Annotated in this window: 21 protein-coding genes and 7 pseudogenes; 16 read left to right on the top strand and 12 right to left on the bottom strand. The window is 46.0% G+C overall.

The window, feature by feature from the left end:
* Window positions 1-55 precede the first annotated feature (55 nt).
* Both ACO0U8_RS02705 and ACO0U8_RS02710 read right to left on the bottom strand, forming a co-directional pair.
* A complete protein-coding gene (locus ACO0U8_RS02705; protein WP_421670221.1) occupies window positions 56-2,896 on the bottom strand; it encodes a WG repeat-containing protein in 2,841 nt (946 codons plus the stop codon).
* On the bottom strand, window positions 2,896-5,658 hold the full coding sequence (locus ACO0U8_RS02710; protein WP_421670222.1) for a WG repeat-containing protein: 2,763 nt from the start codon (window positions 5,656-5,658) through the stop codon (window positions 2,896-2,898). The genes ACO0U8_RS02705 and ACO0U8_RS02710 overlap by 1 nt, the downstream gene beginning before the upstream one ends.
* 513 nt (window positions 5,659-6,171) lie before the next feature.
* Here ACO0U8_RS02710 and ACO0U8_RS02715 point away from each other — a divergent pair.
* Window positions 6,172-6,429 carry a DUF1883 domain-containing protein gene (locus tag ACO0U8_RS02715; RefSeq protein WP_056779210.1) on the top strand — a complete coding sequence of 86 codons (258 nt, stop codon included), beginning with the start codon at window positions 6,172-6,174 and terminating at the stop codon, window positions 6,427-6,429.
* A gap of 308 nt (window positions 6,430-6,737) precedes the next feature.
* On the top strand, window positions 6,738-7,916 hold the full coding sequence (locus ACO0U8_RS02720) for a M20 aminoacylase family protein (RefSeq protein ID WP_421670223.1): 1,179 nt from the start codon (window positions 6,738-6,740) through the stop codon (window positions 7,914-7,916).
* A gap of 12 nt (window positions 7,917-7,928) precedes the next feature.
* Here the strand turns inward: ACO0U8_RS02720 and ACO0U8_RS02725 are convergent, their stop codons facing one another.
* Both ACO0U8_RS02725 and ACO0U8_RS02730 read right to left on the bottom strand, forming a co-directional pair.
* A complete protein-coding gene (locus ACO0U8_RS02725; RefSeq protein ID WP_414071282.1) occupies window positions 7,929-8,627 on the bottom strand; it encodes an extensin family protein in 699 nt (232 codons plus the stop codon).
* Between the two features lie 263 nt (window positions 8,628-8,890).
* Window positions 8,891-9,109 (bottom strand): DUF7661 family protein, encoded by a 219-nt coding sequence (locus tag ACO0U8_RS02730; RefSeq protein WP_056779223.1) that lies wholly within the window; start codon window positions 9,107-9,109, stop codon window positions 8,891-8,893.
* A 580-nt stretch (window positions 9,110-9,689) separates the two neighbouring features.
* On the opposite strand from ACO0U8_RS02730, the gene ACO0U8_RS02735 reads away from it, so the two are divergent.
* The gene (locus ACO0U8_RS02735; protein WP_421670224.1) at window positions 9,690-11,348 is read left to right on the top strand and encodes a methyl-accepting chemotaxis protein; all 1,659 of its coding nucleotides are present in this window, start codon (window positions 9,690-9,692) and stop codon (window positions 11,346-11,348) included.
* Window positions 11,349-11,481: 133 nt separating this feature from the next.
* On the opposite strand, the pseudogene ACO0U8_RS02740 reads toward ACO0U8_RS02735, so the two are convergent.
* Window positions 11,482-12,188 (bottom strand): annotated as a pseudogene (locus tag ACO0U8_RS02740) (phage portal protein); the annotation flags it as partial.
* A 50-nt stretch (window positions 12,189-12,238) separates the two neighbouring features.
* Between ACO0U8_RS02740 and ACO0U8_RS02745 the strand changes: the two are divergent.
* The 4 genes and pseudogenes from ACO0U8_RS02745 to ACO0U8_RS02760 all read left to right on the top strand — a co-directional run bounded on the left by ACO0U8_RS02745 (window position 12,239) and on the right by ACO0U8_RS02760 (window position 14,222).
* Window positions 12,239-12,448, top strand: a pseudogene (locus ACO0U8_RS02745) (HP1 family phage holin).
* Window positions 12,429-12,655: pseudogene (locus tag ACO0U8_RS02750) on the top strand (glycoside hydrolase family protein); the annotation flags it as partial. The pseudogenes ACO0U8_RS02745 and ACO0U8_RS02750, both read left to right, overlap by 20 nt.
* A gap of 8 nt (window positions 12,656-12,663) precedes the next feature.
* Window positions 12,664-13,047, top strand: a complete 384-nt coding sequence (locus ACO0U8_RS02755) for a phage virion morphogenesis protein (protein ID WP_238485266.1) — start codon at window positions 12,664-12,666, stop codon at window positions 13,045-13,047.
* 176 nt (window positions 13,048-13,223) lie between these two features.
* Window positions 13,224-14,222 carry a DUF6896 domain-containing protein gene (locus ACO0U8_RS02760; protein ID WP_217204696.1) on the top strand — a complete coding sequence of 333 codons (999 nt, stop codon included), beginning with the start codon at window positions 13,224-13,226 and terminating at the stop codon, window positions 14,220-14,222.
* Between the two features lie 247 nt (window positions 14,223-14,469).
* On the opposite strand, the gene ACO0U8_RS02765 is transcribed toward ACO0U8_RS02760, so the two are convergent.
* Window positions 14,470-14,700, bottom strand: coding sequence for a hypothetical protein (locus ACO0U8_RS02765; protein WP_238485248.1), 231 nt, complete (start codon window positions 14,698-14,700; stop codon window positions 14,470-14,472).
* 533 nt (window positions 14,701-15,233) lie between these two features.
* Between ACO0U8_RS02765 and ACO0U8_RS02770 the strand changes: the two genes are divergently transcribed.
* The 4 genes from ACO0U8_RS02770 to ACO0U8_RS02785 all read left to right on the top strand — a co-directional run bounded on the left by ACO0U8_RS02770 (window position 15,234) and on the right by ACO0U8_RS02785 (window position 18,168).
* On the top strand, window positions 15,234-15,521 hold the full coding sequence (locus tag ACO0U8_RS02770) for a DUF3892 domain-containing protein (RefSeq protein WP_217204697.1): 288 nt from the start codon (window positions 15,234-15,236) through the stop codon (window positions 15,519-15,521).
* Window positions 15,522-16,335: 814 nt separating this feature from the next.
* Window positions 16,336-16,503 carry a hypothetical protein gene (locus ACO0U8_RS02775; RefSeq protein ID WP_217204698.1) on the top strand — a complete coding sequence of 56 codons (168 nt, stop codon included), beginning with the start codon at window positions 16,336-16,338 and terminating at the stop codon, window positions 16,501-16,503.
* 273 nt (window positions 16,504-16,776) lie between these two features.
* Window positions 16,777-17,130 (top strand): helix-turn-helix domain-containing protein, encoded by a 354-nt coding sequence (locus tag ACO0U8_RS02780; protein WP_421670225.1) that lies wholly within the window; start codon window positions 16,777-16,779, stop codon window positions 17,128-17,130.
* A 222-nt stretch (window positions 17,131-17,352) separates the two neighbouring features.
* Window positions 17,353-18,168 carry an ATP-binding protein gene (locus ACO0U8_RS02785; RefSeq protein WP_421670226.1) on the top strand — a complete coding sequence of 272 codons (816 nt, stop codon included), beginning with the start codon at window positions 17,353-17,355 and terminating at the stop codon, window positions 18,166-18,168.
* Window positions 18,169-18,226: 58 nt separating this feature from the next.
* On the opposite strand, the pseudogene ACO0U8_RS02790 reads toward ACO0U8_RS02785, so the two are convergent.
* Window positions 18,227-19,265, bottom strand: a pseudogene (locus tag ACO0U8_RS02790) (phage portal protein).
* Window positions 19,266-19,688: pseudogene (locus tag ACO0U8_RS02795) on the bottom strand (oxidoreductase); the annotation flags it as partial.
* On the opposite strand from ACO0U8_RS02795, the pseudogene lysC reads away from it, so the two are divergent.
* From lysC to ACO0U8_RS02820, 5 genes and pseudogenes are all read left to right on the top strand, one after another.
* A pseudogene (lysC, locus tag ACO0U8_RS02800) lies at window positions 19,684-19,860 on the top strand (Rz1-like lysis system protein LysC); the annotation flags it as partial. The pseudogenes ACO0U8_RS02795 and lysC overlap by 5 nt on opposite strands.
* On the top strand, window positions 19,823-20,290 hold the full coding sequence (locus ACO0U8_RS02805) for a phage tail protein (protein WP_217204701.1): 468 nt from the start codon (window positions 19,823-19,825) through the stop codon (window positions 20,288-20,290). The pseudogene lysC and the gene ACO0U8_RS02805, both read left to right, overlap by 38 nt.
* Window positions 20,283-20,405: pseudogene (locus ACO0U8_RS02810) on the top strand (phage virion morphogenesis protein); the annotation flags it as partial. The gene ACO0U8_RS02805 and the pseudogene ACO0U8_RS02810, both read left to right, overlap by 8 nt.
* Before the next feature lie 190 nt (window positions 20,406-20,595).
* Window positions 20,596-20,760: a hypothetical protein gene (locus ACO0U8_RS02815; RefSeq protein ID WP_217204702.1), complete on the top strand. Its 165-nt coding sequence runs from the start codon at window positions 20,596-20,598 to the stop codon at window positions 20,758-20,760.
* A gap of 215 nt (window positions 20,761-20,975) precedes the next feature.
* Window positions 20,976-21,500 carry a phage baseplate assembly protein V gene (locus ACO0U8_RS02820; protein ID WP_238485250.1) on the top strand — a complete coding sequence of 175 codons (525 nt, stop codon included), beginning with the start codon at window positions 20,976-20,978 and terminating at the stop codon, window positions 21,498-21,500.
* Window positions 21,501-21,593: 93 nt separating this feature from the next.
* Here the strand turns inward: ACO0U8_RS02820 and ACO0U8_RS02825 are convergent, their stop codons facing one another.
* The 4 genes from ACO0U8_RS02825 to ACO0U8_RS02840 all read right to left on the bottom strand — a co-directional run bounded on the left by ACO0U8_RS02825 (window position 21,594) and on the right by ACO0U8_RS02840 (window position 24,714).
* Complete coding sequence (locus ACO0U8_RS02825; protein ID WP_421670227.1) at window positions 21,594-22,151, bottom strand: hypothetical protein; 558 nt, start codon at window positions 22,149-22,151, stop codon at window positions 21,594-21,596.
* A 69-nt stretch (window positions 22,152-22,220) separates the two neighbouring features.
* A complete protein-coding gene (locus ACO0U8_RS02830; protein WP_421670228.1) occupies window positions 22,221-23,234 on the bottom strand; it encodes a GmrSD restriction endonuclease domain-containing protein in 1,014 nt (337 codons plus the stop codon).
* Window positions 23,231-23,797, bottom strand: a complete 567-nt coding sequence (locus tag ACO0U8_RS02835; RefSeq protein ID WP_250981405.1) for a hypothetical protein — start codon at window positions 23,795-23,797, stop codon at window positions 23,231-23,233. Before ACO0U8_RS02835 ends, ACO0U8_RS02830 begins: the two co-directional genes overlap by 4 nt.
* A gap of 50 nt (window positions 23,798-23,847) precedes the next feature.
* The gene (locus ACO0U8_RS02840; RefSeq protein WP_421670229.1) at window positions 23,848-24,714 is read right to left on the bottom strand and encodes a phage repressor protein CI; all 867 of its coding nucleotides are present in this window, start codon (window positions 24,712-24,714) and stop codon (window positions 23,848-23,850) included.
* Window positions 24,715-24,778: the final 64 nt, after the last annotated feature.

A 24,778-nucleotide genomic window follows, 5' to 3' on the forward strand; every position in this document is an offset into this window, starting at 1 on the left:
AAACATTAGCACAAAAAAACCCGCCGAAGCGGGTTTCAGTCAGAGAACGCACCGGCTATTTGGTACAGTTTTCTGGCATAACCGGCGGCCACTGTCTTGTACTTCCCGCTCCGTACAAGACCGAAATACCACATTCTTTATCGATACGCGCCAGAGGCTTACCGGTTTTATCAATCATCATCGACATTACTGGCGTCGACACCACGGCAACGCCGCTGTCAAACGGGGAAACGGCACTGAACACCGGCGGAATTGCAAAGTTGCCTTGTGCATCAATAAAACCATAACCCTGATCGATACGCGCAAATGCCAGGCCGTCAACCGGCAATCCTAAATCGGTAAATGAGACACCGTCAGTCGGTTTTCCTTGTGCATCAATCCAGGTTTTCCTGCCGTCAGCGCGGGTCAGCACAGCGTGGCCGTCGGTCATCCGGCTGGCAAAACCCTGAACCGTCAGCACCAGCTTGCCCGTACTGTCAACATAACGGGTGGCTGGCTCATCGTCCTGCGGATCGTAAGAGACAGACCAGGCGCTGCCCGCCGGCAGTACCCATTTACCTTCCGGCATGGCGGCGATGCGTGCACCTTTATCATCAATCAACTCAGCACCCGCTGGTGTTGAACGCAACGCGCGCCCCTGCCCGAAAGCAGAGCCTTCGGACACCGCGACAGGCTGAATTTGCCACTCACCCTGAGCCGTCAGGTAGCCCTGCTGTGGCTGACGGGAAAGTTTCACCCAATCGCCAAGCGCGCTGATATGTGTTTGCTGCTCGTGAAGCTGAACATTTCCTTTGGCATCCAGTAACCAGGACTGACCCGCCGCTGACGTGGCCAAAATGCGGCCATCGCTGAACTGGGTGACGGATAATCCTGCAACAGGGGAAATACGTGTCTGGGTATCATTGCCGATGATTTCAGCGATAGTGCTTGATTCAGGTTGATCAGCCACAGCTGGCTGAGTAAGCAACCACAATGCGGCATTGATACGCTTAACCTCCGCATACTTTGGCTGGACCAGCACTTTACCCTGAGCGTCGACAATGCCCCATAAACCGTCTGGCATCTGTACTTCAGCCTGATTATTAGCGAAATTGCCGACACTTTTGTACGCGGGTTGTGAAATGCTTTTTTGACTGTTCGCGTCAAAAATCCCCCACAGCGCGCCTTCCGCAGCCGTCTCATGGTAACGGAACCAGCCGTTGCCCACAGATTCCAGCTCGAACACATCCGGCAGGCCATAGTGTTTGCCTGCGTGATCCATTGCCGTCAGCTTGCCGTCCAGATAATCCAGCGCATAACCGTTTACAAACGGAGAAATATTGTCTTCCGTCAGTGGGATCAGCGTTTTGCCCTGGGCATCCACCACGCCAGTACCCCCGGCGGTTCGCACAATGAACTGACCGACATTTTGGCTGCTGTCTGCAGGCTGTATATCCAGCCATTTGGTTTCAATCTGAAGTGAACCATCTGAACGCAGGAAACCCGCACCGGCTTTGCCCGAATCATTGTCTGGGCGAATTAAGGCCAACGGAGATTGCGCCCCGGCAGGCTCCGAACCGGCGTTCAGGGGCTCAATACGGCTGTCGCCAAGGGCACTGAGGCTTTTCTGATTCAGCAGCGCCTTACCGGCAGCATCAACGACGTTTAACACGTCGCCCTGTTCATCACGTAGCCACAGGCGATGATCAATCACTTCAGCACTGGCGATTTGTGCCAGCCATCCGACATTTTGTGCCCCGCCGATCATGCCGCCGGATGGCGCCACGATGGTGTTCACTTTCTTCTGCTCACCTTTGGTCAGCACTAAAAACTCACCGGTGTTTTGCCCCAGAGGCTGGCTGGCAGCAGGCACCGTCAGCGGCTGTTTGCGCCCTGGAACAAAGACCGTTAACGCTTCTTTGCCCGATGGATTCAGAACATAGTCACCTGACACCTGCAATGCAGACGCCCCGGCTTCGCTAAATGTCGCGATGACAGCGGCTGAATTATCGAGCAACTTAATGCCATCGGCGGTTTTAGCCAGCCAGAATGCGCCGGTTTCTTCACTGACCGTCAGATATTTCTGCTCATCCTGCACACCATCTGCGCGGATAAGCGTAATACCGTCGGCATTTTTAGCCAATGCAACAGCAGGATTTCTCGGGTCGAGCGTCAGCGCCGAATACTGGGGCTCAACACGCCAGGCGAGATTCTCGTCAGCAATGCCATAACCTTTGTTTGCATCAAACGCGATGAACAAACCGCTGGCACCAAAAGGCTCGACGATCTCCATTTTGTCCGTCGCGACATGCCGGACACCGTCCGGCGACAGCAAGACACTTTTAAACGAAAGCTGCAAACGCGCAGGAACACCGTCAGTCAGGGTTGCTTCATCAACTAACTCATCAAAAGCTTTACCGGCCTGCGCTCCTTTGCGATCAATCAGTTGCGGTTTGCCCGCGAGCGTCACCACAGCCAGACCCGACTGTGTGAAAGGCTGCACGCTGTCGAAAGTCGGTTGTATCAGCCAGTTGCCGGTCGTATCAATGAAACCCCATTTGCCCTGCTGCTTCGCGGCGGCGGTTCCGTAATGATAATCCCCGACGTCATCAAAGACGGGCTTGATCACCAGTTGGCCCTTGTTGTCTAAAAAGCCCCAACGGTCACCGCTTCCGTTCTCTTCCGGTAAGCGGACGGCGGCCCGCCCTTCGTGAACATCACGCAGACACAGATTCTGAACCAGAGGCTGCGCATTACGCGCCTGCATTTCAGCCTGAGCCGAGGGTAATGGTGCGAAACAACTGTCGGACTCTGCCGCCATCGCGGGAATTGTTAGTGTCAATAAGGCCAGCGCGCTGGTGGTATGAAACGCACCGAAAAGTGCGCGATGTAACCTTGAAGGTTTACTAACAATCATTAATTGCCTCCGTTACTGCAAGAAGGCGCTTTGGCTGGCCAGAGGTAGGCACCTTTCGTATCAACAATGACACGCTGATTGCAGCGCACTTGTATCTTCGCCTGAACGGCACCCTCAGCGTTCAGCAGGCTGACCACGCCCTTACCGCCCGCCCACGCATGTTTCTCACTGAAATCGCCTGCCCAGTTAAATTTAGGCAACACTGCAAACCGGCCGGTAGGATTGATGTAACCGAACAAATTACCGTAGGTCGATTTTTTCATAGCGGCGGCGAAATTGTCATTCATCGATCCCACCTGATCAAAATAGGCGCCGATCAGTTTTTTGCCCTGCTGATCCACAAACCCGAACAGGCCTTTATTGTCTCGCATTGGGATTACGCCTGAGCTCGCTTTATCGGCCAGCAGACTGTTGAGCCCTGAGAAGCGACGGACTTCATTGCCATCGTTATCGAACAGTACCGTTTCACCAGTAGCGTCATCGTTCATTGCCAGACGAACCAGTGAATTCAGCGGTTGTGCCTGGTCAAAACCATCAAGCGGAACGCCGCCGTGATCGTTGATGAGCGTTGTATTGTTGTCACTTACCGCACGGCTCCAGTTGAGTGGAGAAATGAAGTTAAACTCTGCGGTATACAGTGGCGGGATCTGCCATTCACCCTTGCCGTTAATGGCGCCGAAGTGTGCCGAGAAATTCAGCATCACCCAGTCACCTTTAACAGAGCTTGAGGATGCGACAATACCTTTGCTCAGAGGCGCACGGCCGGCATCATCGATTAAGGACACGCCACCTTCCGACGGCTTAATCAGCCAGTGATTTTCCCCAACCCGTTGCGGACTGGCTATCAAGTCAGTGGCCATCGCCTGGCCACTTTGCGCATTATAAAGGGCGAAATGACCGGTCACTGCACCGCGTTCACCGGGCTGATCGTTATCAGAGAAGGTAAACATCCCGTCACCCACATACTGAGGTTTGCCGCTGAGGCTGGCATCCGGTGCAATTGCCCAGGTTCCATCAAGATTAATCACGCCCCAGCCAGCATCTGTTTTCGCCAGCGCATAACCGTCGTCGAAGGATTCAATCTGCAGGTACTGAGGGGCAGCTTTGATGCTTTTGCTGGCAATATCCCAAAGACCCCAGCGCCGTGAATCACCTTCGCCTACCGCGTAATACAACATTGCGGCAGAAAGACGCTGGGCATTTTGTTGAATATCCGCAGGCACATCAACCGCATTGCCGTTGCGGTCGATTAAACGACGAGTCTCTGCTTTGTTGCTGTCGTCCACGGCCCAGGTGTAATCGCCGTTAAACGGGCTGATTTGCGAGTAGACCGGCTGGATAACCCATTTCCCTGCTGAATCCACCGCCCCTGTTTTTTTGGTTTGAGTATGGATAATCAGTGGTGACTGAGAGATTGCATTATCAATCGATGCCCACTGCGGGTCCGAGAGCACCGCGCCTTGCGAGGTTAAAATGGCGGGTGGCCTGGCGGCATCTGATGAGGTCAGCACAGCCCATGGCAAAGTCCGCGAGGCATCCTGACTCTCTGCGGGTAATACAGGCGCATCATCCGTCATGACGCTGGTCGCCAGCGGTTGCAACTGATAATCCTTTAACGCCGCGAGCGTGGCATCATTGAGCAGCGCTACGCCGTTATTGTTATAGATTTGTATGACCTGCAGCGATTTACCTTCGTTTTGCGTGACCCAAAGTCGGCCACCCTGCTGTAATAACTGAGGTTTGTTGGCTTTCACCGAGACGATCTGATTATCGGCACCAATAATGGTAACGCCCTTACTGCCTTGCCCGATAATGGCACGGCCCCAGACGAGGACGTTTTCAGCCTGATCGGCAGGGATATCCTGCACTTTTTCAAGCTTACTGCTAAGCAGTTGTTTGCCGTTATCGTTCAGGGTCACCAACCAGCTGCCAGAGGACAGCGGGCGAACAGATTTGTACTGCTCTTTGCTCAGGGAAACTCCCTGACGATCAACAAATGTCCAGTCGTTCTTCGTTTTCACCGCAACCACATTGCCGTTAAGCACAGGTTCGTCGCGGGTTTTCAGGATCATCGGATCAATGGCCCATTGACCGTTCTCGTCCAGATAACCCCAAAATCCGTCAGTGGCGGTATCACGTTTTTTCGCCGGAATAAGACCCGATTGCGGTAAATCGAGGGCCATCACGTCATCAGGTAATGCAAGAGATCGATCGGTGGCGGCATTCCATAATGCCGGTGACACCTGAACCTGTACACTCGCCAGCGCCTGACCCTGCGTGAATCCTTTAGTGTCGGAAGAGGCAGCAAAAGGTAGGGTTTTGATGACTTCACCTTTGCGATTAATCATCGCCAGTCGATTATCCGTCACGACCAGAGCGGTCCCCAGAGCATTGAAATCGGTAGCGCGGGTAAAGCGCGGCTCAATCGCCCAGTTGCCTTTTTTATCGATATAACCGAACTTATCGCCCTTTTTGACGGCGGCAACATCATTAACAAAGCCGCTGACTTCGCTGAAGGCGGGTTTAATCACCATATGTCCGCTGGTATCGACATAACCCCATAAAGGTTCACGGGTCAAACTCACCTGAACCGGGGAAAGCCCCTGCTGGAAAGGTAACTGGCAATCTTTTGCCGTATTTGCATTGCCACAAGCCCGTAGCAGCGCATCATCCGCTTGTACCGGCAGGCTAAAAGTCGCGTTCAGAATCAACGCTAATGCACTGAAATTTCTGAAGTGTTTGAATGTTTCGGAGCAAATCATCCGATGCCCTTATGACTGAATGAGATAAGAAAGTGTAGTGCACACTCTTTTCATGACCCGCTAAACAAGCGAGTTAGACGGTAAAAAATCCGATAAGAATCAATTTCAAGCGTGCACACATGCCAGACCTATAGGGTGTCAGCTTGCGAAAGAAAAAGCAGCTATTTTATTACTCTGTAACGAATGAATATCGGCAGTCACTGACGTTCACGATAACCGATGAATGTTACCGCCCCGCTTGCTTCTTTACCCTTTCTTAACCGTGAAAACACATGACACCTTTTTGATGAAGTTTTAAGCACCCTTATTTACAACACATCGATGACTCATTTGAATATCTGATGCGCAATCTCATAACTATTGATTAAGGTCATTATTTCGCCACCTGCAGTCTGCTTTTATAAGTTACAGAACGTTGTGTGACTTACATCACTCCAGAGAGTCCGGCGTAAACCCTGGCAGTGTTCAGTTACGGCGTATTTCAGATACATCACTTTATATTGAGGGACAGTCATGCCAAATGTGCGAGCCAGATTAAGTCTTTTTGGGGGCGACACTGTCGTCATTCGTTGTTCAGAGAAATGCCATATCCATCTCATGTGCGAAAATGACACGGAGCAACAGAACCGCCACTCAGGTTTCGGCGACGTACTGACGGTGAAAGATCAAAACACGGCCTATGTCGGCATCCCTTATAAAGGTATCTGGAATGTCCTCATTGATTCTCAATGTGACTCCCTGGAACATTCGATCACTTACCTCCCTGCCTGATTTCTCAAGCCCTCTTAAATGAATGCCTTTCTGGCAGGTCACTTTCCGCCTGCCAGATATTCCCAAAACCCTCTCCCGACTGTCCAGAGCGCAAATCATTTTTTGGACGACATCACGTAAAATACTTTAATCCGTTACATCAATTACATAGCGGTATTGAATTGAACATTCCAGATATTGAACAAACCTTATCAGAGGATTTATTTAGTGATTGCCAGCCCAGATTTGGCATTGCATTCTGTCTGAAGTAACCATGTGGCACCGGTCACGTAGACCGGATATCTCTCAGGCACAGACAGATACTCATAATGACTCATAAAACACTTTGCACCATCGCTGACGTCGCCGATCTCGAGCCGGGACTGCGAGAAATTCGCCAACACCTGCATCAACATCCTGAACTTTCAAACGAAGAAACCGCGACCGCTGCGTTGGTTGCGGATAAATTACGTGCGCTGGGCTATCAGGTGACCACGGGTCTGGGGGGACACGGTGTGGTCGGTTCGCTGACGTCGGGTTCCGGGTCGCGCAGCATCGGCATTCGCGCAGATATGGATGCATTACCTATCGCTGAACGAACTGGCGTGAGTTATGCGAGTCAGTACCCGGGAAAAATGCATGCCTGCGGTCACGACGGACATACCACCATGTTGCTGGGTGCGGCGGAACAGCTGGCCCGAAGCAAAAATTTCTCCGGCACCATACATTTGATTTTTCAACCTGCGGAGGAAATCGGCTTTAACAGCGGTGCGGAACGCATGCTGGCAGAGGGGCTGTTTGAGCGTTTTCCGTGCGACGCCGTTTACGGCCTGCACAATCATCCAGGCTACCCGGTTGGGAAAATGATGTTCCGCTCCGGACCTTTCATGGCGGCCTGCGATACGGTGAACATCACTATTCATGGAAAAGGCGGCCATGCTGCACGGCCACATATGGCCGTAGACCCCATTCTGGTTGCGGGCAGCCTGGTGGTTGCTTTGCAGTCGATTGTGTCACGTAGCATTGATCCTAACGAAACGGCGGTGGTCACCATCGGTTCACTGCATTCGGGCCATGCGTCAAACGTTATTCCTGAAACTGCTCGCCTGGAAATGAGCGTTCGCTCATTCGATGCCGGGGTTCGTAAGATCCTTGAAGAACGCATCCGCACGTTGGTTGAACATCACGCAACAGGATACGGAGCACGGGCGGAAATCGAGTATGTTCCTGGGTATCCGGTTTTGGTTAATCACGATCAGGAAACTGCTTTCGCTCTCAGTGTGGCAAAAGAACTGCTGGGGGAAGAGAACGTAATAGACAATTTACCCCCGATTTCTGGCAGTGAGGACTTTGCGTACTTCCTGCAGCAAAAACCGGGATGCTTTTTACGCCTGGGGAATGGAGACAGCGCCGCCCTGCACAATCCGGCGTATAACTTTAACGATCAGAGCCTGACATTTGGGGCAGCCTACTGGACGCGTCTGGTTGAACGGTATTTGGCCGAATAAAGTTCTCATCTATTAACGACAAAAACCAAACCAGCGCATGCCAAGGTGAAAATGATTGGCATGCGCTGCGTTGTAATCCGGCCCTATTGAGTTTCCGAAGTACGGACAGCTTTCTGAAAACAGTGCATGTATAAACTGTGCTTCATCACCGGATTGCGGCCACTGCTTTAAGACTGTCAGTTGCCGGCCATCTTTCAAGCGAAACCCGGCGATATCCAGCGCTTCAGCGGTGGCATGCTCACTCAGCCGGGCATCAGGTTTGCTATAGATATTCCGACAGGCATAACTGCCTAAATGGTCGATGCGTGTAAGCGGTGAACCCAATTTCTCTGACGCCAGTGGTTTGGCAACCTGAGAAACATACATCGCGCTACTCAGGGCCAGACGACAACTCGCCAGATAACTTGAACTGAGTGCCACATCTCCAAATCCCCTCACCCGCACGGGATTTTCCAGCGGGCACTTTCCCCCCATATTTTCTGCACGAATAAACTGAATCGCACCGGATGATTGCGCGCGATCAAGCGCATCAAGACAGGCTTGCGGGTTACCGTCGAGACGACGGAGTTTATAGCGTGTAATGAGGTTGGGCGCATCGCTGACAGCCAGTGGCGCGAACGGGTTATAAGCCTGAGGAATACGGTCGCCAAGCCACAGGGCGCAGAGTATGGCGATACTGAAAATAACTATCGTGCCTGTCCAATATCGCATCACATTCCCTTTATCAGGCTTATGTTCCTGTTAAAAAGATAGCGGTTATAAGCTCAATGTAAACCCGCTACTGCACGGGTTACATGTCACCAGGCAAACTTACTTTGCTCTGACATAACCCTACATTCTGTTTGATACCTTAGATTCCGAAGACGATGTTTCTTCTCCTGTGTCAATCGGGAACTGTCCTTCCCGATATGTAAGACCCTCGCTTTACCCCTTTCAGCCCGCCCCGAGCGGGCTTTTTTTTGTCCTCAACATGGTCACTCAACTCTAACCACATCAGGGTGCCGTTCACTCGCTGCCTCATGAAAAATATCCCCAAGCCAGCCGGGGATCTCACTCTCAGTCATTTCATCAGGAATGATAATTTCATAAAGCCGCGAGAACTTTCTTTCGGTGATATCCACGCGAAAAACCTGCCAACCCTCAGGCACTTTTAAAACCCCGAGGTATCTCCCGAAAACATTGTAAATCAACATGCTTCCTCCAATCAGATTCAACCAGGTATGGTTTCAGTAAAGCATAGCTTTGCGAAGCTGTTAATCATCGAGGAGCTTGCAGTAAAGGGAATACGGTGCAGAGAAGAGTGAGTGATCCCCTTCTGGCAGCTCTGCAGGCATTGAGTGCATGATTTCACATGGTGATCGCCCTGCTCACTTCTCCCCGCGACACCCGTGCTGGCGTGGGTCACAACGGATCGCGCAACCGCATCAAAAGCGACCTATAAAGCGGGCAAGCGTGGCGGGGATAGCATTGCGCTCTATTAGGAAATAATTTTCTTTAAGTATTCATTTTTTTAGCCTTTTAAGAACGAGATACAATTAGAATAAAAAAAATTAACACTTCTACACGCTGAAATAATATTCATACTTTTCAACATGAAGGCCTAATTTATTCATTTTTATTTTTTAAAATCACTAAACATCTCAAGATAAAAATAATATTGCCGATATCATTGTTAGTAAAATATAAAACAACTGTCCTGGCTGTTATATAGATTATGAAAAATTCGCGGCTTTCTCAGGCGCAGTACAGTATCCAACACTTGAGGTATATAAAGTGAGATTCATAAGAGATATAAAAATACGAACAGCATTAATTACTATTCTCGTTACCTTTTCTTTTTTGTGGACTGGGGCATCATGCTTTGCGTTATACTCGCTTACTGAGTTGAAAGGGGAGCTTAGTCTTACTAATGTTCAGCAGCAAAACGGCGATATCATCAATAATGCCAACGCGCAGTATTATCGTGCTGTCACAGCATTAGAGCGTGCAATGATAGGTTTGGATAAGAATGAAAATGAAGTTTACGATCTAGAGTCAAAAGCAGCCCTTATCGAGTTAGAAAGTCTTAAAAGTGGACTTAATCAATTTAAAAGCATTAGACATGGAAATCTCGACTCAAACACTGTGAATGCTATATATAACAGCTCGTTATCTCTTTTTAACGATGCTTTATCTCCGATGTACAAATCAGCGATAGAAAAAAACACAGGTGTTTTCCAGTCTTTAAAAAATGATAAGTATCTTCCACTGAGAAGAAATTTTAGTAGTGCCATTGATAAATACAATCAAAAAATAATGACTCTTAATGCTGAGGCAAATCAGAGGATTACTCAATGGGTTCAATGGTGTCAGTATATACTTATATGTGCTTTGGGTGTGAGTGTTGTAATCATGCTAACGAGCGATCGTTATCTAGCAAACTTTCTCGTTAAACCATTAAATATTGTAAAAGCGCACCTTGAATCTTTGGCATCAGGTAAACTTGACAGCAAGCTTTCTGATCAAGGTAACAACTGTGTAGGCCAGTTAACTCCTTATATTAATAAAATGCAGACTAACTGGGCTAAAACGGTATACGACATACGCAATAGTGCTGATTCAATTTACAAAGGCTCAAGTGAAATTTCTATTGGAAATACCGATCTTTCATCCAGAACTGAAGAACAGGCTTCAGCACTTGAACAGACTGCTGCCAGCATGGAACAACTTAGCTCAACCGTCCGACACAACGCAGATAATGCAACTCAGGCGAGTACTCTGGCAGATCAGGCAACTCGGGAAGCAAATCAAGGTGGCGATATAGTTAACGATGTTGTATCCACAATGATAAAGATTAATGCAAGCTCACATAAAATCGTCGATATTATTAGCGTGATCAACAGTATCGCTTTTCAAACCAACATCCTTGCACTTAACGCTGCCGTTGAAGCAGCGCGAGCCGGTGAGCAAGGTCGGGGATTTGCAGTCGTTGCCAGTGAAGTAAGAAGCCTTGCACAACGCAGTGGGCAAGCGGCAAAAGAGATTGGAGTGCTCATTAATGAATCGGTCGAGAACATTAAGTCCGGGTCAGAACAAGTTACACTGGCTGGCGGAGCAATGGATAAAATAGTGAGTTCAGTCAGCCGTGTAAATGACATCATGAGCGAGATAGCCGCTGCATCATCTGAACAAAGCAAAGGGATAAGTCAAATTGGTATAGCTGTAGTTCAAATGGACAGTGTTACACAGCAAAATGCCGCACTGGTTCAGCAATCAGCTGCTGCAGCTGCTTCACTGGAAGAGCAAGCACGTCAACTCACAGAAATTGTCTCTGTGTTTAAAATAGAATATGAAGCCCCTCTGTCTTCTTCAACAATTCCCGTTATCAGACCTAATATACGAGAAAAAAACACCTTATTAGCCACAGAAACAGGTGGTTGGACCAAGTTCTAATGTTGGGCTCTTCTCTGAACATATGAGAAGGGCCACTCGCACCACCATTTTCATTTGTATATGTTGTATTTATATATACGAAATAAATTGCTGTTAGAAAAAATCAATCTTTATTAATTAGTAAGTGGCAAGTTTATCGTGTCTGAACGACTGAATAAATCACTCCTATATCAAACTCATAGTTAGCAAATGAAATGATTGTGCATATTGAGTTAATAACTTTCATTCTCTCCTGTAGCGGCCTCAGTTCATTCCATACGAACTCTTGCGCCGCCTGCTCCACCTCCCCAAACCCTCCGTCATTATCAGGAATGATCCCCATTGTCTGCGGCGGTACACGACGCGTACTTAGCAGATCATCACGGCTGGATTTTTTAATGTTAAAAAAATCATCCCCGGTCGCAACTTCACTCAGCGGCAGAATCTGAGTGCCGTCTCTCTTGCCGTTCGGTGCGTATATGATCAGGTTTGGGAAATAGCACAGGTCTTTTGTATCCCTCATAGCCTTGCGCATTGAGTCAATATCACTGCTGCTTTAAGCAGCCAGGCAGAGTTCAGCGCCCTCAGGTATTCCGGCAGACAATAAATCTCCTGGTCAATATCTGGCTCGATCAGATGAAAGATGCTGCCTGCTGTGAACTGATGCGGCTCTTTCCATCCCTGTACAAACATGTACGTCCCCTCTTCCACTCGGCGCCGCATATATTTAGCCGGCGCGGCCTCAAAGCGCATCGGTTCGCCAGGCTGGTTACGGATCATTTCCAGATACGCATTTCTGAACACCAGATAGCCCAGCGCAAATTTGCTGAACTCCTGCTGGCTCAGCGGTGGATGCGGGATATTACTTAGGCCGCAGTCAGTGAAACCGTTTCACTTTGGGACTGATGACCATGGAGTGCATCACCTCGTTTATCTGTTACTGAGTCGCGGCCTTTCTCGCCTGGCTCGGCGCAATGTCACCGCAGGATATCGCCTTTCTGGTCGGTGCCGTCGTCCGTGTCGCTACCTTTCTGGTGAACTGGTATTACTGGCGCAAAACCTATCGCCTGCTGAAAGCTATGGGCGTCAGAGGGGACATTAATGCAGCCATCAATCGTTAGACGCTGCACCGTCGCCGTCGTACTGGCGATCGTCGCCCTACTTCCGCAAACGCCGACGCTGAAAACGTCCGCCGCCGGTCTGGCACTGATCGCTGATTTTGAAGGCTGCCGCCTTACCGCCTACCAGTGCAGCGCGGCGTCTGGACAAACGGCATCGGGCACACCGCAGGCGTGAAGCCTCAGACGCACATCAGCGAACGGCTGGCCGTAAAGCCCTGGCCTCTACCATTGCAAAGCGTCTGCGCAAACATCAGCAGCAGCGCATTAAGCGGCAGGTCACGCCGGAGGGGCGGCCGTTCGCCCCGCGACGGGTGCAGCCTCTGCGACCGAAGAAAGGCCGCATCAAGCGGGAGATGTTTGCCAAACTGCGCACGGCTAAATACATAAAGGCCAAAGGCACGGACAAAGACGCAGTGGTGGAATTCATCGGTCAGGTTCAGCGCATGGCGAAGGTGCATCAGTTCGGGCTGCGGGATCGCCCATCGGTCAGGGCAAAAGAAGTGCAGTATCCGGCGCGCCCGCTTTTAGGGCTGAACGCGGAGGATATGAAAATCGTGGAAGATGAATTGCTAATACTTATTGGCTCAGGCTTAACCTGACACAACTGCGGCACAGAGCCAAACCTAATCAGATAGGCAGCTCTGTGCTAAGAGCGGGTATTGAGAGCATAGCCAGTGTTAATTTCTCGGAAAAGGAGATATTATCCTTAATAGCGTTTTTGGTTCCAAGTCACGTATTGCATCCCTTTATCAATAATACGAAGCGAGCTTGTGGTATGAATAATAATCTTTATCGTTTGATTGTTGACTTTCAAGATAATGTCCAAGTTGCTTTAAAGCTAATGCATCGGTCTGGAATTAACATGCCATCTAGTTGCAATGGATGGATTGAATCTGATATACCCCGTATTGGTGAGTTAGATGGTGGTGTAAAATATTATAAACATGGGGCTGGGTGCAGGGTAGATCTAAATTCTGGGAGCGTAGACTTTGATTTTGGGGAGCGAGGTGAGGTAGGAGGGTTTAATTCTTGGTGGTTAACCAACTTTGCAGGTAAAAAATTAACAGATTACGGTTTCAGAAATTTTGGTGATGTCACTGATCATTTAAATAAGGCCCTAGATGATGGAGAGCTGATTTCTTCAGATCATGACCTTTATTACTTTGCTAATTCCCCACATATTTATGCTATAGATACAGATTGCCGAACCCCTGATGACATGCTCCCATGTCGCAATCGAGACCGTGTATTAACACTCCAAATTAATTATTTTGAAACGGCTGATCTTATGTTTAAAAATTACAATAAGCTCAACCAAAAAATGGCAAAGAAAGGCCATTTGAGTCAGAAAGAAAAATTTGACATGGGAATTTATCTTTCTACATGGTTAGGTTTTTTAGGTGTGGTCTGCGAAGGATTTAAAATCTTAAACATGCGACTCTTACTCGATAATGAACGCCCTAGAGATTTTAAAGAATTATTACCAATTTCAGATAGTATCGGAAAGTTGATGAAAGAGCACTCGAACTCACTCAGGATATTTAGAAATAATATTTTTCATCTTAGAGAAAATACTGGGTTTATACGTCATTTTTTTGATAAGGAAGTTGAGCGTCTTCCATGGGCACGTGAATTACATATAGCATTTTCAGAATTTTTTTCGCAGTATAGAATTTTTTGCGAAGTGCATTATGTTTTTAATGGTCGTAAAGGAGATAGCAATATGGTAAATATAAAGGTAACACGCCCTAAGAAAGTTGCTTTGAAATATTAAAAATACATGCTAATTAGTTGCGCTATTCATCTTACCTAAAAAATACATTCTTCTCTTTTTTATCGAGCTTGAATCTTTTTATAGCGTCCGCTTCTTTCCAGAAGCGGACGTTACTGAGGTTCAGTTACGCTAAAGCCAGCATTAAATACGCTCGCGCTCGTTCTAGAAACTCGACTATCATTTATATTGCACAATATTTTCGGACGGCAGGCCTGACTCACTGAAGTGCCGCCACGCCAATGAAAACTTAAGCAATATCCTGATTACTGAGTTGAGGCATTAATCGCTCAAATAAATCATCACTTTCATAGGGAATGTTATTAGTATGCCGAGAGTAAATTAATCCTCCCGAAAAAAATTTGGATATAGAACTTTCACATAAAACGCCTATACATTTTTTATTTTGTCCTGCCATAAAACTTTCTAAATTCGCTAAGATAAAATTTCGTGATAACTCACGATGTATACTCGTTGCCATTCTCGCCTCTTCAGAATTAATTGGGGAGACTCTAGGAAGCAAATCAGTAACGTTACGCCTTCCATAAATCTTTAAAATGAAATAAATGATGCTACCAACTGGGTCGTTTACCCCATGTATACTTAGGCCTGAGCATTCTTAAATTGACATGAATGGGGTGCATGATTAAATCCTTAGCTAACTTAGCTCATTAAGTTAGCTCATTAAGTTATCACCCAAAATGTATTATTTTTAAAGTCTACTATATTCAGCTGAGAACATTCGTAAAAATGTGGAGATTACGTAAACTAGCATGGGGATTGATGTCACTCAATGCATTTGAGAAAGATTAATGATTATGATTAAGCCCCTACTATTTGTGAAGTCAATCAAACTTTGCAACAAAAAATCATGCTTTAATCAACTTGAAGCATGATGCAACTCTGACCATAAAAACAAAATTTCAAATATTCATTCTAATCTAAACAGGTTGGTATGTGATTTTTTGATTTTGGCCAGAGAAATTTTAATAACACAGCAAAATGGAGAAGCAGATGTCAGACGTGCAGATAACTTGTATTACACTTTCTAGTACGAATAAAGTTCATGAGCATATTACACATGTGGGTAGCCCAAATTTCACACCACAAGGTAGTAAAATGACTGTAGCACAAGTAGTAAATCACATTGAAAATAAGACACACACTTTCTTTGTTCAAGCCGCTTCTGCTGGCCGTGCGGATGTAGGTGTAGTTGATCCAGGTAACGGAAGTCCGAAATTTATAAGGACATATGCTGACGGTAAGTGGAACAACAACTTATTGTCGCTACCTCTATGCTGACCGTTATAATTAAAATAATTTAGAAAAGTCATAATACCCTGTAGAATTCAATACAGGGTATTTTTCCTTAAGCTATTAATGCATTCCCAATATGTTAGCCCCACCTCATCATTGCCTAGGGACAGATGATTAACTCGTTCAGATGACTTGCTCGCTATTGAGAGATACCTCAGCCTTCTAGCCTTTTTCTCTTAAGAATTTAAATTTCAAATACTATCTTTCTCCCCATAGCAATATTAATCTCATGGTGCAAACTTGGAGTCCTGTCAATAACTGTGGGTTAGGTTCAAAGAAACGAGCCGCAAATAGGTTCGATAGCCAAGCTGCGGGCGCGCCTACAGCGTCCAATTCTGACAACCTGCGAGTGATTAACTGGACAGACACTGCCGCCGTGAAGGCGATTGTGGCGCGTATACGCGAAGAAACACCGAGGATCAACAAAGCTCAGCGTAGTTTTGACCCGACTAGAAGGCGTGTTTCAGTTCCTTCTGCCAGATTGACCCCGCAGGAACGTGACAGATTGCCTCAGATTCAACAAGAGTTGCTCAAACACGACATCAGACTAGAGAAGTGGGAACTTGAGGCATTAGTCAGGGGGGCAAAAATCACTTTTGGAGACGTTGAGATCCAATATCCTCCGCTGCAGGATTGGGCAGAATTTTATGGGAATGATAACTGATTAAGTATTCATAAGAGCTATGGATCGACCATTAACATGCAGTTTTTTATGGAATTTGTTAAAGAATGGACATATTGTACTGTACAAATAACCAGTGCATTGGAGTGAGTAATGGAATCCTCTCATGAGCTAAAAATGGCTTTTACTAAAATCCGGCTAATGGCTGACATCGCACAGTCAGCCCAGTGCAGAAATGATGAGTACGCACTGGTTATGGAAATGATCTCTGATATGGCTGATCAGGTATTGGATGAAGGGAAAGCCAGTTATCCGCCCTTCACGGTTTACGACGACGAAGAATAGCCTGGAACATCGGGTGATCCCCCTTTAGCAGCTCTGCATGCATTGAGTGCATGATTTCGCATGGTGATCGCCCTGCTCTTTTCTCCCCGCCACACCAGTGCTGGCGTGGATCACAGTGGATCACGCAACTGCATCAAAAGCGACCTATAAAGCGGGCAGGCGTGGCGGGGATAGCATTGCGCGCAAACTTTCAGAGCTTTAACTGTCACCTTGTGAAAAATACGAAGAATGGTAAATTAGAACAATCAATGATTGCACAAGGGATTTTTAGAGATGTATGAGATCATCAAGATGTCAGAAAAGGAAGTTAAAGGATTATTGGATACTGTCGAAGATCACTTTAATGATTTTAAAAGTAAACAAATTGCCCCAAATAAATTACAAGAAACTTTTGTTGCTTTCGCCAATGCCGATGGTGGCAACATTTTTGTAGGCATAGAGGATGCAAATACTCAACGTGATCGCATTTTGGGATTCGATGAACCCGAAGATGCTAATGCTATTATCGCTATTCTTTTGGAAAACACCAACCCTGCAGTAGAAAATGTGGAAATTGATTATTTTAGAACGCCAAATGATGGTTTGATTTTACATATTGACATACCTAAAAGCCCGAAGGTTCACTAGACTGCATCTGGTGATTGTTTTTTAAGGACTAATGCTCAAAAAGTAAAAATAAAAGGGGATAGAATTACTCAGCTATCTTATTCAAAAGGGGCTGAACCGTATGAGAAAAGGGCGGTTGACGTTGTTGATACACAAGATATTTTAGACAGTGCATATTATCATGATTATCTTAAAAGAGTTGATACAACACAGGCACCCCAAGTATTTCTGAAAAAAAATAGATTGCTAACAAAAAAGGATGGCGATTTCATACCTAATGTAGGGTGTGTTTTATTATTTGATGAAGAACCTCAAGGAAGCTTAGATACTCGATGTGCTGTTAAAGTCTATCGGCTTAGAACTACGGAAACAGAATACAAACGTGAGCAGTTGCAAGAAGACCCCGTTACAATTGACGGGACTCTTGAAGGTGTCATTCTCAAAACTATCGAAAAGGTCAGAGAGTATGTAGATGGCGCCTCTTTTAAGGACGGTGATAACCTTGTAAAATTGAGCTATCCAGCAGAAGCTCTAAAAGAAATTTTAGTGAACGCTGTTATACATCGTGATTACAGTTTGAATGATGATGTTCACGTTAAAGTTTATGACAATCGCATTGAGATTCTAAGCCCTGGCAGGCTTCCAGGTTATATGACTATAGCTAATTTATATGAAGAACGATTTTCACGTAATCCGAACTTGGTTCGATTACTTCATAGGCTACCAAATCCAGTGAACCATGACATTGGTGAAGGTCTTGATACTGCAAAAAATGAGCTGAGAAAAGCTGGTTTAGTCGAACCTGAGTTTGAAGAAAGGGGTAATAATTTTGTTGTGATTATAAAGCATCAGACTATAGCCTCTATAGAAGACGTTATAATGAAATACTTTGATGATAACCCAACTGGACAACTTACTAACAAGTTAGCGCGACAACTCAGTGGCGAAGATGACATGCAAAAAGTTAAAAAAGCCTTACAAAAACTCCGCTCCGATGAAAAAATTAAACCTTTGGATCCGTCTGCTCATGCATTTAGATTTAAATATATTAAAGCATAATTAAAGCGGAGAATTTTCTCCGCAATAACATGATTGCAGAATAGTTTAATCATTAGTATTAATGACTATATATCTTAAATCGAATTACATTCTCACTAATAAAATAATCTAACTCCTTCATTATCTCCTGCAGCGGCGTCAGTTCATTCCTAACAAACACCTGCGCCGCCTTTTCTACATCCCCAAACCCGCCCGCATTATCAGGAATGATCCCCATCATCTGCGGTGGAACGCGATGCGCGCTCAGCAGGTCATCACGGCTGGATTTCTTGATGTTGAAGAAATCATCCTTGGTTGCGACCTCACTCAGCGGCAAAATCTGGATGCCATCCTTCTTGCCGTTTGGAGCGTACATGAACAGGTTGCGGAAGTTTCCCAGGCCTTTGGTGTCTCGCATCGCCTTTCGCATTGAGTCAATATCACTACTACTTTGTGCTGCATCGGTCATATACAAAATGTAGCCCGCATGAGCACCGTTCTGATAATACTTCCGGCGGAACAACGTCGCGGCTTCGTTTAGCCAGGCAGAGTTAAGAGCGCTCAGGTATTCCGGCAGACCGGAAATCTCAAAAAGTGTGTGGAACTAAAGCCGGGATACTTACATCCGGTTCGATCAGGTGGAAAATACTACCCGCAGCGAACTGATGCGGTTCTTTCCATCCTTGCACAAACCAGTAAGTCCCCTCTTCTATCCCGCGACGCATATACTTTGCTGGAACGGCCTCAAATCGCAAAGGTTCGCCGAGTTGGTTGCGGATCAGTTCCAGATACGCATTTCCGAACACCAGATAGTCCAGAGCAAATTTGCTGAATTCCTGCTGGCTCAGCAGCGGATGCGGGATAAACGTCGAGGCGAGGATATTCCGCTTCACGTAAATCGGAGAGCTGTGATGAACGGCGGCGCGCAGACTGCGGGCAAGTCCGTCGAAGCTGACTGGCGGCTCATACCAGCGGCCGTTGCCAGTGCACTCGATATAATCCAGAATCTCGCGGCGGTCTAAAACCGGCGTGGGATCACCGAAGCTGAATACCTCTGCGCCCTGCTGGCTTTCAGTGGTCGTGGTCTGCGTGGCTTTACGGTATTTGCGCTTGCTCATTTAGTAGAACTCCAGAATGTTCGGGCTTTGTCCGCCGTTGGCGGCGGTCAGTGGTTCGTTTAACAGGGCGTGCATGATTGCCCACGCCACGTCGGCGTGGCTGGCCTCTTCACTGCGGCTGGCTTCGTAGGTTGAACGGTTGCCGCTGGCAGTCATGGTTTTGCGGATCGCCATAAACGAAGCAGTGATGTCTGTGTGTCCGGTGTCGTATTCCAGGCGGCCGGAGCTGATGGTGTCTTTTACTTTGAGTACCAGTGCGGTTTTCACCTCGGGGCTGTAACGGATCTCACGCGCCGCAGGAAAGAACTGCTGCACAAGCTGGAATACACCCTGCCCGATGCCAGTCGCATCGATGCCGATATACTCAACGGCATAACGATTGGTGAGTTCCTCGATGCTTCTGGCCTGCGCGGCAAAGTCCATAACGAGCTGCCCGATACCGGCAAGCTCACCCGCCACTAACGGCGATTTAAGCAGTGATGTCAGAAACCTGGAGGCCGCGCTGACCGCCTGCGGCCTCCAGGTGGAAGCGGTCAAACAATGCCAGGAGGAACACCGTGTTAAAACCCGCACAGCTACGCAAAGCCCTCACTGACGCCGTGCTGGTGCTGCAAACCAGCCCCGACCAGCTGCGGATGTTTGTGGACAACGGGCGCATCGTTTCCACGTTAGCCAGCTCGCTGTCGTTTGAATATCAGTACCAGGTCGAACTGCTGATCACCGACTTTACCCAGGACAGCGATCTGATCGTGGTGCCCATTCTGGCCTGGCTGCGTGAGCATCAGCCGGACATCATGGCGACGCCAGAAAAGCAACAAACCGGCTTTAAATTCACCGCCGACATGCTCAACGATGGCGGTTATGACATCGCTGTGCATGTACAGCTTACCGAGCGCGTGATCGTTAAACAGATTGATGCCGGTCTGCACGTGGAGCATTTTCCAGAACCGCCGCTGCCGGAGCCGGTGGAAAGGCCGCGTGAACTGTACCTGCACGGCGAGTTAGTGAGCCAGTGGCATGAGTGAGCTGACCGCGTTTGATACCCGCCTCGCGGGGCTGATTGAGGCGCTGTCTCCGCAGAGTCGTAAGGCAATGGCCGCCACCATTGCAAAGCGTCTGCGAAAACATCAGCAACAGCGCAAATCCATTAATATCGTTGATAACTCTTTTTTACTTGATAAGAACTTATTTATCTCAGAAGGAAGAGCTTTCCGAAAGTGGGAAATCCGCACAAAAGTCCGCAAGAATAGAATTATTAAAAACATTAATATCAGCAACTTATGAAAAAGTTTCTTTATATCGAAGTGAAATGGAGGGTGTAAGTCGTGCAATGAACGGCCTACGAGGAGGGCAGTCATTTACAGCCATGGATGGAAAGCTGCACATCACAAATTTTGAACAAAATGAATACAGATTAACAATGGCTCATAAAATAAAAATAGAGTTGGAAAGAATAGATAAATATTTAGAAGAAATCGAAAACCTCTCTAATTGAGATGCACTTATCGACACTGCTAATAATATAAACTCGTTCTTCAATCATTGCGCAATGAACGACATTTCATAATTCAGTGTCCGTTTATCGCTCAAACCAGACTGTCAGATCAAATCTGAGCTAATACTCTTCAGTCAGTGATCCGCACGTTGTGCCACCCGCTATCAACCCGCCTCAAATTGTATGCCGCCTGACAGGGCGGCATTCTTTTATGCATGAATACTTCCATCCCCAACAACGACATTCCGCGCCTGCTGCGCAATCTGATCCGCATTGGCACCGTTGCCGAGGTGGATTTAGTTGCGGGCACCTGTCGCGTGAACACTGGCGGCAACGTCACCGACTGGCTGCACTGGCTGCACTGGCTGACCTCCCGCGCGGGGCGTTCCCGTTCCTGGTGGGCACCGTCCGCCGGTGAGCAGGTTCTGCTGTTCTGCCTGGGTGGCGAACTCGACACCGCCTTTGTGATGCCCGGCGTTTTCTCTGATGAATTTCCTGCGCCGGCCGCGCCCGCTGACCTGCTGGCGAAAGTTCAGGCCACGCTCAACGATGAAAACGTGCGTCCCGTGGCCGACTGCGTATACGCACTTCGCTCCCGATCACCTCGAAGACGCTATTTATCTGAACCCGCTGGCTCAAATGGTTGGCGAAAAAGTGGCGGCAGAAAGTCCGGATCCGTAAAACCAGGAGGAATAAAAATTGAAGTAAGCGATTGTTTTAAATGCAATTTACTGATTTAAAAAACAGGCAAAAAAAAGACCGAATACGACTACAAATGAATTAAATCAGTTGATTATCACCACAATTGGCGATTATGTGGCGATAAATATGCATCAACCATTGAACCATTGTTCAAAATGAATTGGGAAACGAGCATTGAAACCATCGATTCTCGTTGTGACCGTTTGGAAATCATGATTTGTTCTTAGCTCGATATGATGCAAATCACGATTGACATGTCCTGATATCGCTACAAAAAAGACTGCAACATCTTTGACATACAGTAATTCATAGGACTCTTTATAAAGAGTCACTATAAAATTGTGGCTGTCTACGGCAGGGCTCCACCTGAATTGCACCTTAACTTTTTTCATAAATCCTAACTTGCACATAATAAAATTAGGGTGCTCTACAGTTTTTGTAACTGTCAAACTTTTAACGACTGTTGCAACCGAACTAGGATTGAAAAGTACTAACTTTAAAATATACTCATCACCTACCTGTTTACATTCAACGAACTCAAAATTTGTCTCTCCAACCCTTGAGTTATTACGATTCATTAAATAACTTAACTTTTGAAGTTTACTATTTCTGAAGTGAACAATTAGCGTAGCTATAGAAATAATGAAGCTAAACACTAGTAATATATCTTTTATTGTTTGCAAGGTCATATTCAAACCACTCAAATCCTTAACACATATAAAAATACGGTAGTTAAACAACCACTACCGTAATTCAAATCAATCACCGATAAGTACTGAGTGAATGATCCTCCCTCTACTTATACGATTGCTACGGTCATTACTCGCTTGTAATGCAGCCTTATAATATACTTGAGGTTCATCTTCTGTTCCTTTATATGTGTTTGAAGATACCTCTTCAACTTTTTCATAAAAAGCATCTAAAGAATTTCTGCATTTAGAATTATCTAAATCCACACCCTCATATATCATCAGACGATGAACCTCAACAAATAAAGTATAAAAGTCAGCTTTTTTCATTGCACGACTACTGGCAGTAAAGTTCATCGAGTCAATGAAGCTCAAAACCATGGTGACATTCGTATTTAGCAGGTCTTTGGCATCGAACTCTTCATTATATTTTTCCAGATATACTTCTATCTCTTTGTCTCTATTAAAGTATGTAGACATTATTGTGGTAACAAGCCCTAAACAATATCTTACATCGTTCATCCTTTTTATATCTGACGAAGTAAAAATCCTATAGTCATAGAAAAACTTATGTTCAGATAGTTTTTCACTGAATTTTTTAAACTCACCATCATACCTAGCATTGTCTATCTCCATTGCATTTAAACCATAGCTAGTTGAGTTTATTTTTTTAAAAATATCCTTAATTACTTCAATTGACATAGCACCTAGATCTCGAACAACCACACTATACTCAAGAAACTCAATTTGTTTGTTTTCTGGCAAATTTTCATAATTTTCTATATCTGCTGGTAACCTTAGGTCAGGATCGCCTTTAAAGTATTGGTATAGTGTTGTTACTCTCTGTTGGCCATCTACTAATACTTCTGCACCCTCACCTGTCTTAGGATCAACTCTACCTGCTGCAATATAAATCTCAGGAAAAGGATAACCCGAAATAACCGTTCTTATGAACTCAACTTTATCTTTATTCGTCCAAACAAGACGCCTTTGAAAGTCAGGCTGAGGGATCAGTGCCCCTGATCCAATTGCCGTTAGCAAAACCCTTAAACGTCTATTTGAAGCTGAAGTATTCATTGTCATGATCGAATCTCCGAGATACATTGTTCCAGACAAACTTGTTGATATTTTTCCAAAAAAAAAGAATTGTAATAAATACCCGCAGCAATTTTAAAATCCCCATATCTCCGAGAATTTGTCATCTCTGAAAAGAAATCCCACCAATCCCCTGAGAATGCAAAATTACTACTTGGCGGAAATTTGTCAGGGCGAATCCAGCCAGCAGCAAGATATCGAAAAAAATTATTTTTACTTGGCCAATCAGCACCACTATACTTATATTCAATTGCTGACTTCCAGATTTTCTCGAATAAAAATGGTGAAACAATTGCAACATCGATATCAGACTCTTCACCAAATGGAACAAATCTTTTATTAGGTTTAATGCTAAATCCTAACTTACATGAACCGACAATGACCACATTGTCAAAGTTAATACCAAATTTATCGCATATGTTACTTTTCAGCGCATAACTTTGGCTAGAGTCTATCATCTGGCAGTCTGAATGAAGTATAAATCGCCTGAAAGTATCGGTTGCTGTGTTTTCCAAAAGAAATGACTTAAAATCATCGATGTAAGCACTCATCGCCTTCTCCTCTTCGCTGCCTCCTTGAAAGAGTACAACGCATAAAGTAATCATTCCAATATTATTGTTCTTTTTACTTCCCCAATATATTTCACATCATCAAGCTGGCATTTAAAACCAGCTTTCCCATTCACGACATTAATCATATTTCCGGGTATTCTTGATATAGTATATATATCATGGGCACCATCAACATTTAATAGCCATTTCCCGTTTCCAATTATTTTTTCGCCGAAATCTACAATCCATGAATTATTATCTTTCTCAACATAACACAAAGATTTATTTCCATTTGTTACTAAGGAGGCATCTGCAATCCAAGTTCCATCTTCAATTAAAATGGATGATGAAATCGTAAATTTTTTCAAAACAACATAAGGTTGAGAAGGATATGTATTGCCTTTCAAGAGATGATTTGAATCTGCCTCACCTGTTGAGAGCCATGCAAGTGAAACCCCGGTTTCCAAGGCGCATGCAATCACTACATCACCAGGAAAAAACTCTCTGCGCACCCATGTACTTATGGTTCCTGTCGAGATTCCAAGATATTCACTAAGCTCTTTCTGAGTTTTGAAACCGTAAGCTTCCAAGATGCGTTGCAGAACAGGTTTTCCACCTGATTGCAGCATTTTCGCAATCAGAGGCTGCCCCTTAAGTATTGAATGTCCTAGCGACTCCCGGGAAATAAATTTATTTGCATTTGCAAACACACCAGTCACTAACCATTGAACATCCGCTCCGGTATCAAGCGCACACTGCACCAATACATTACCTGGAACCTGCCCACGCTGAAGCCAACTAGCAACATTGCTCTTCGCAATGCCGAGCTTATCACTCAGTTCTTTTTGCATCGTAAACCCATATGCCGAAAGGATTCTTTCCAGCACATCAGCAGCTACAGCATTTTCTAGACGCATTTTTTTTACCAATAAATCGCTAAAAGAGATTTACAGTTCAAATAAAGCGTTCTAAAGTGACAAC

The sequence above is a fragment of the Rahnella sp. EDr1-12 genome (assembly GCF_049206505.1).
In the GTDB taxonomy this organism is placed as follows: domain Bacteria; phylum Pseudomonadota; class Gammaproteobacteria; order Enterobacterales; family Enterobacteriaceae; genus Rahnella; species Rahnella rivi.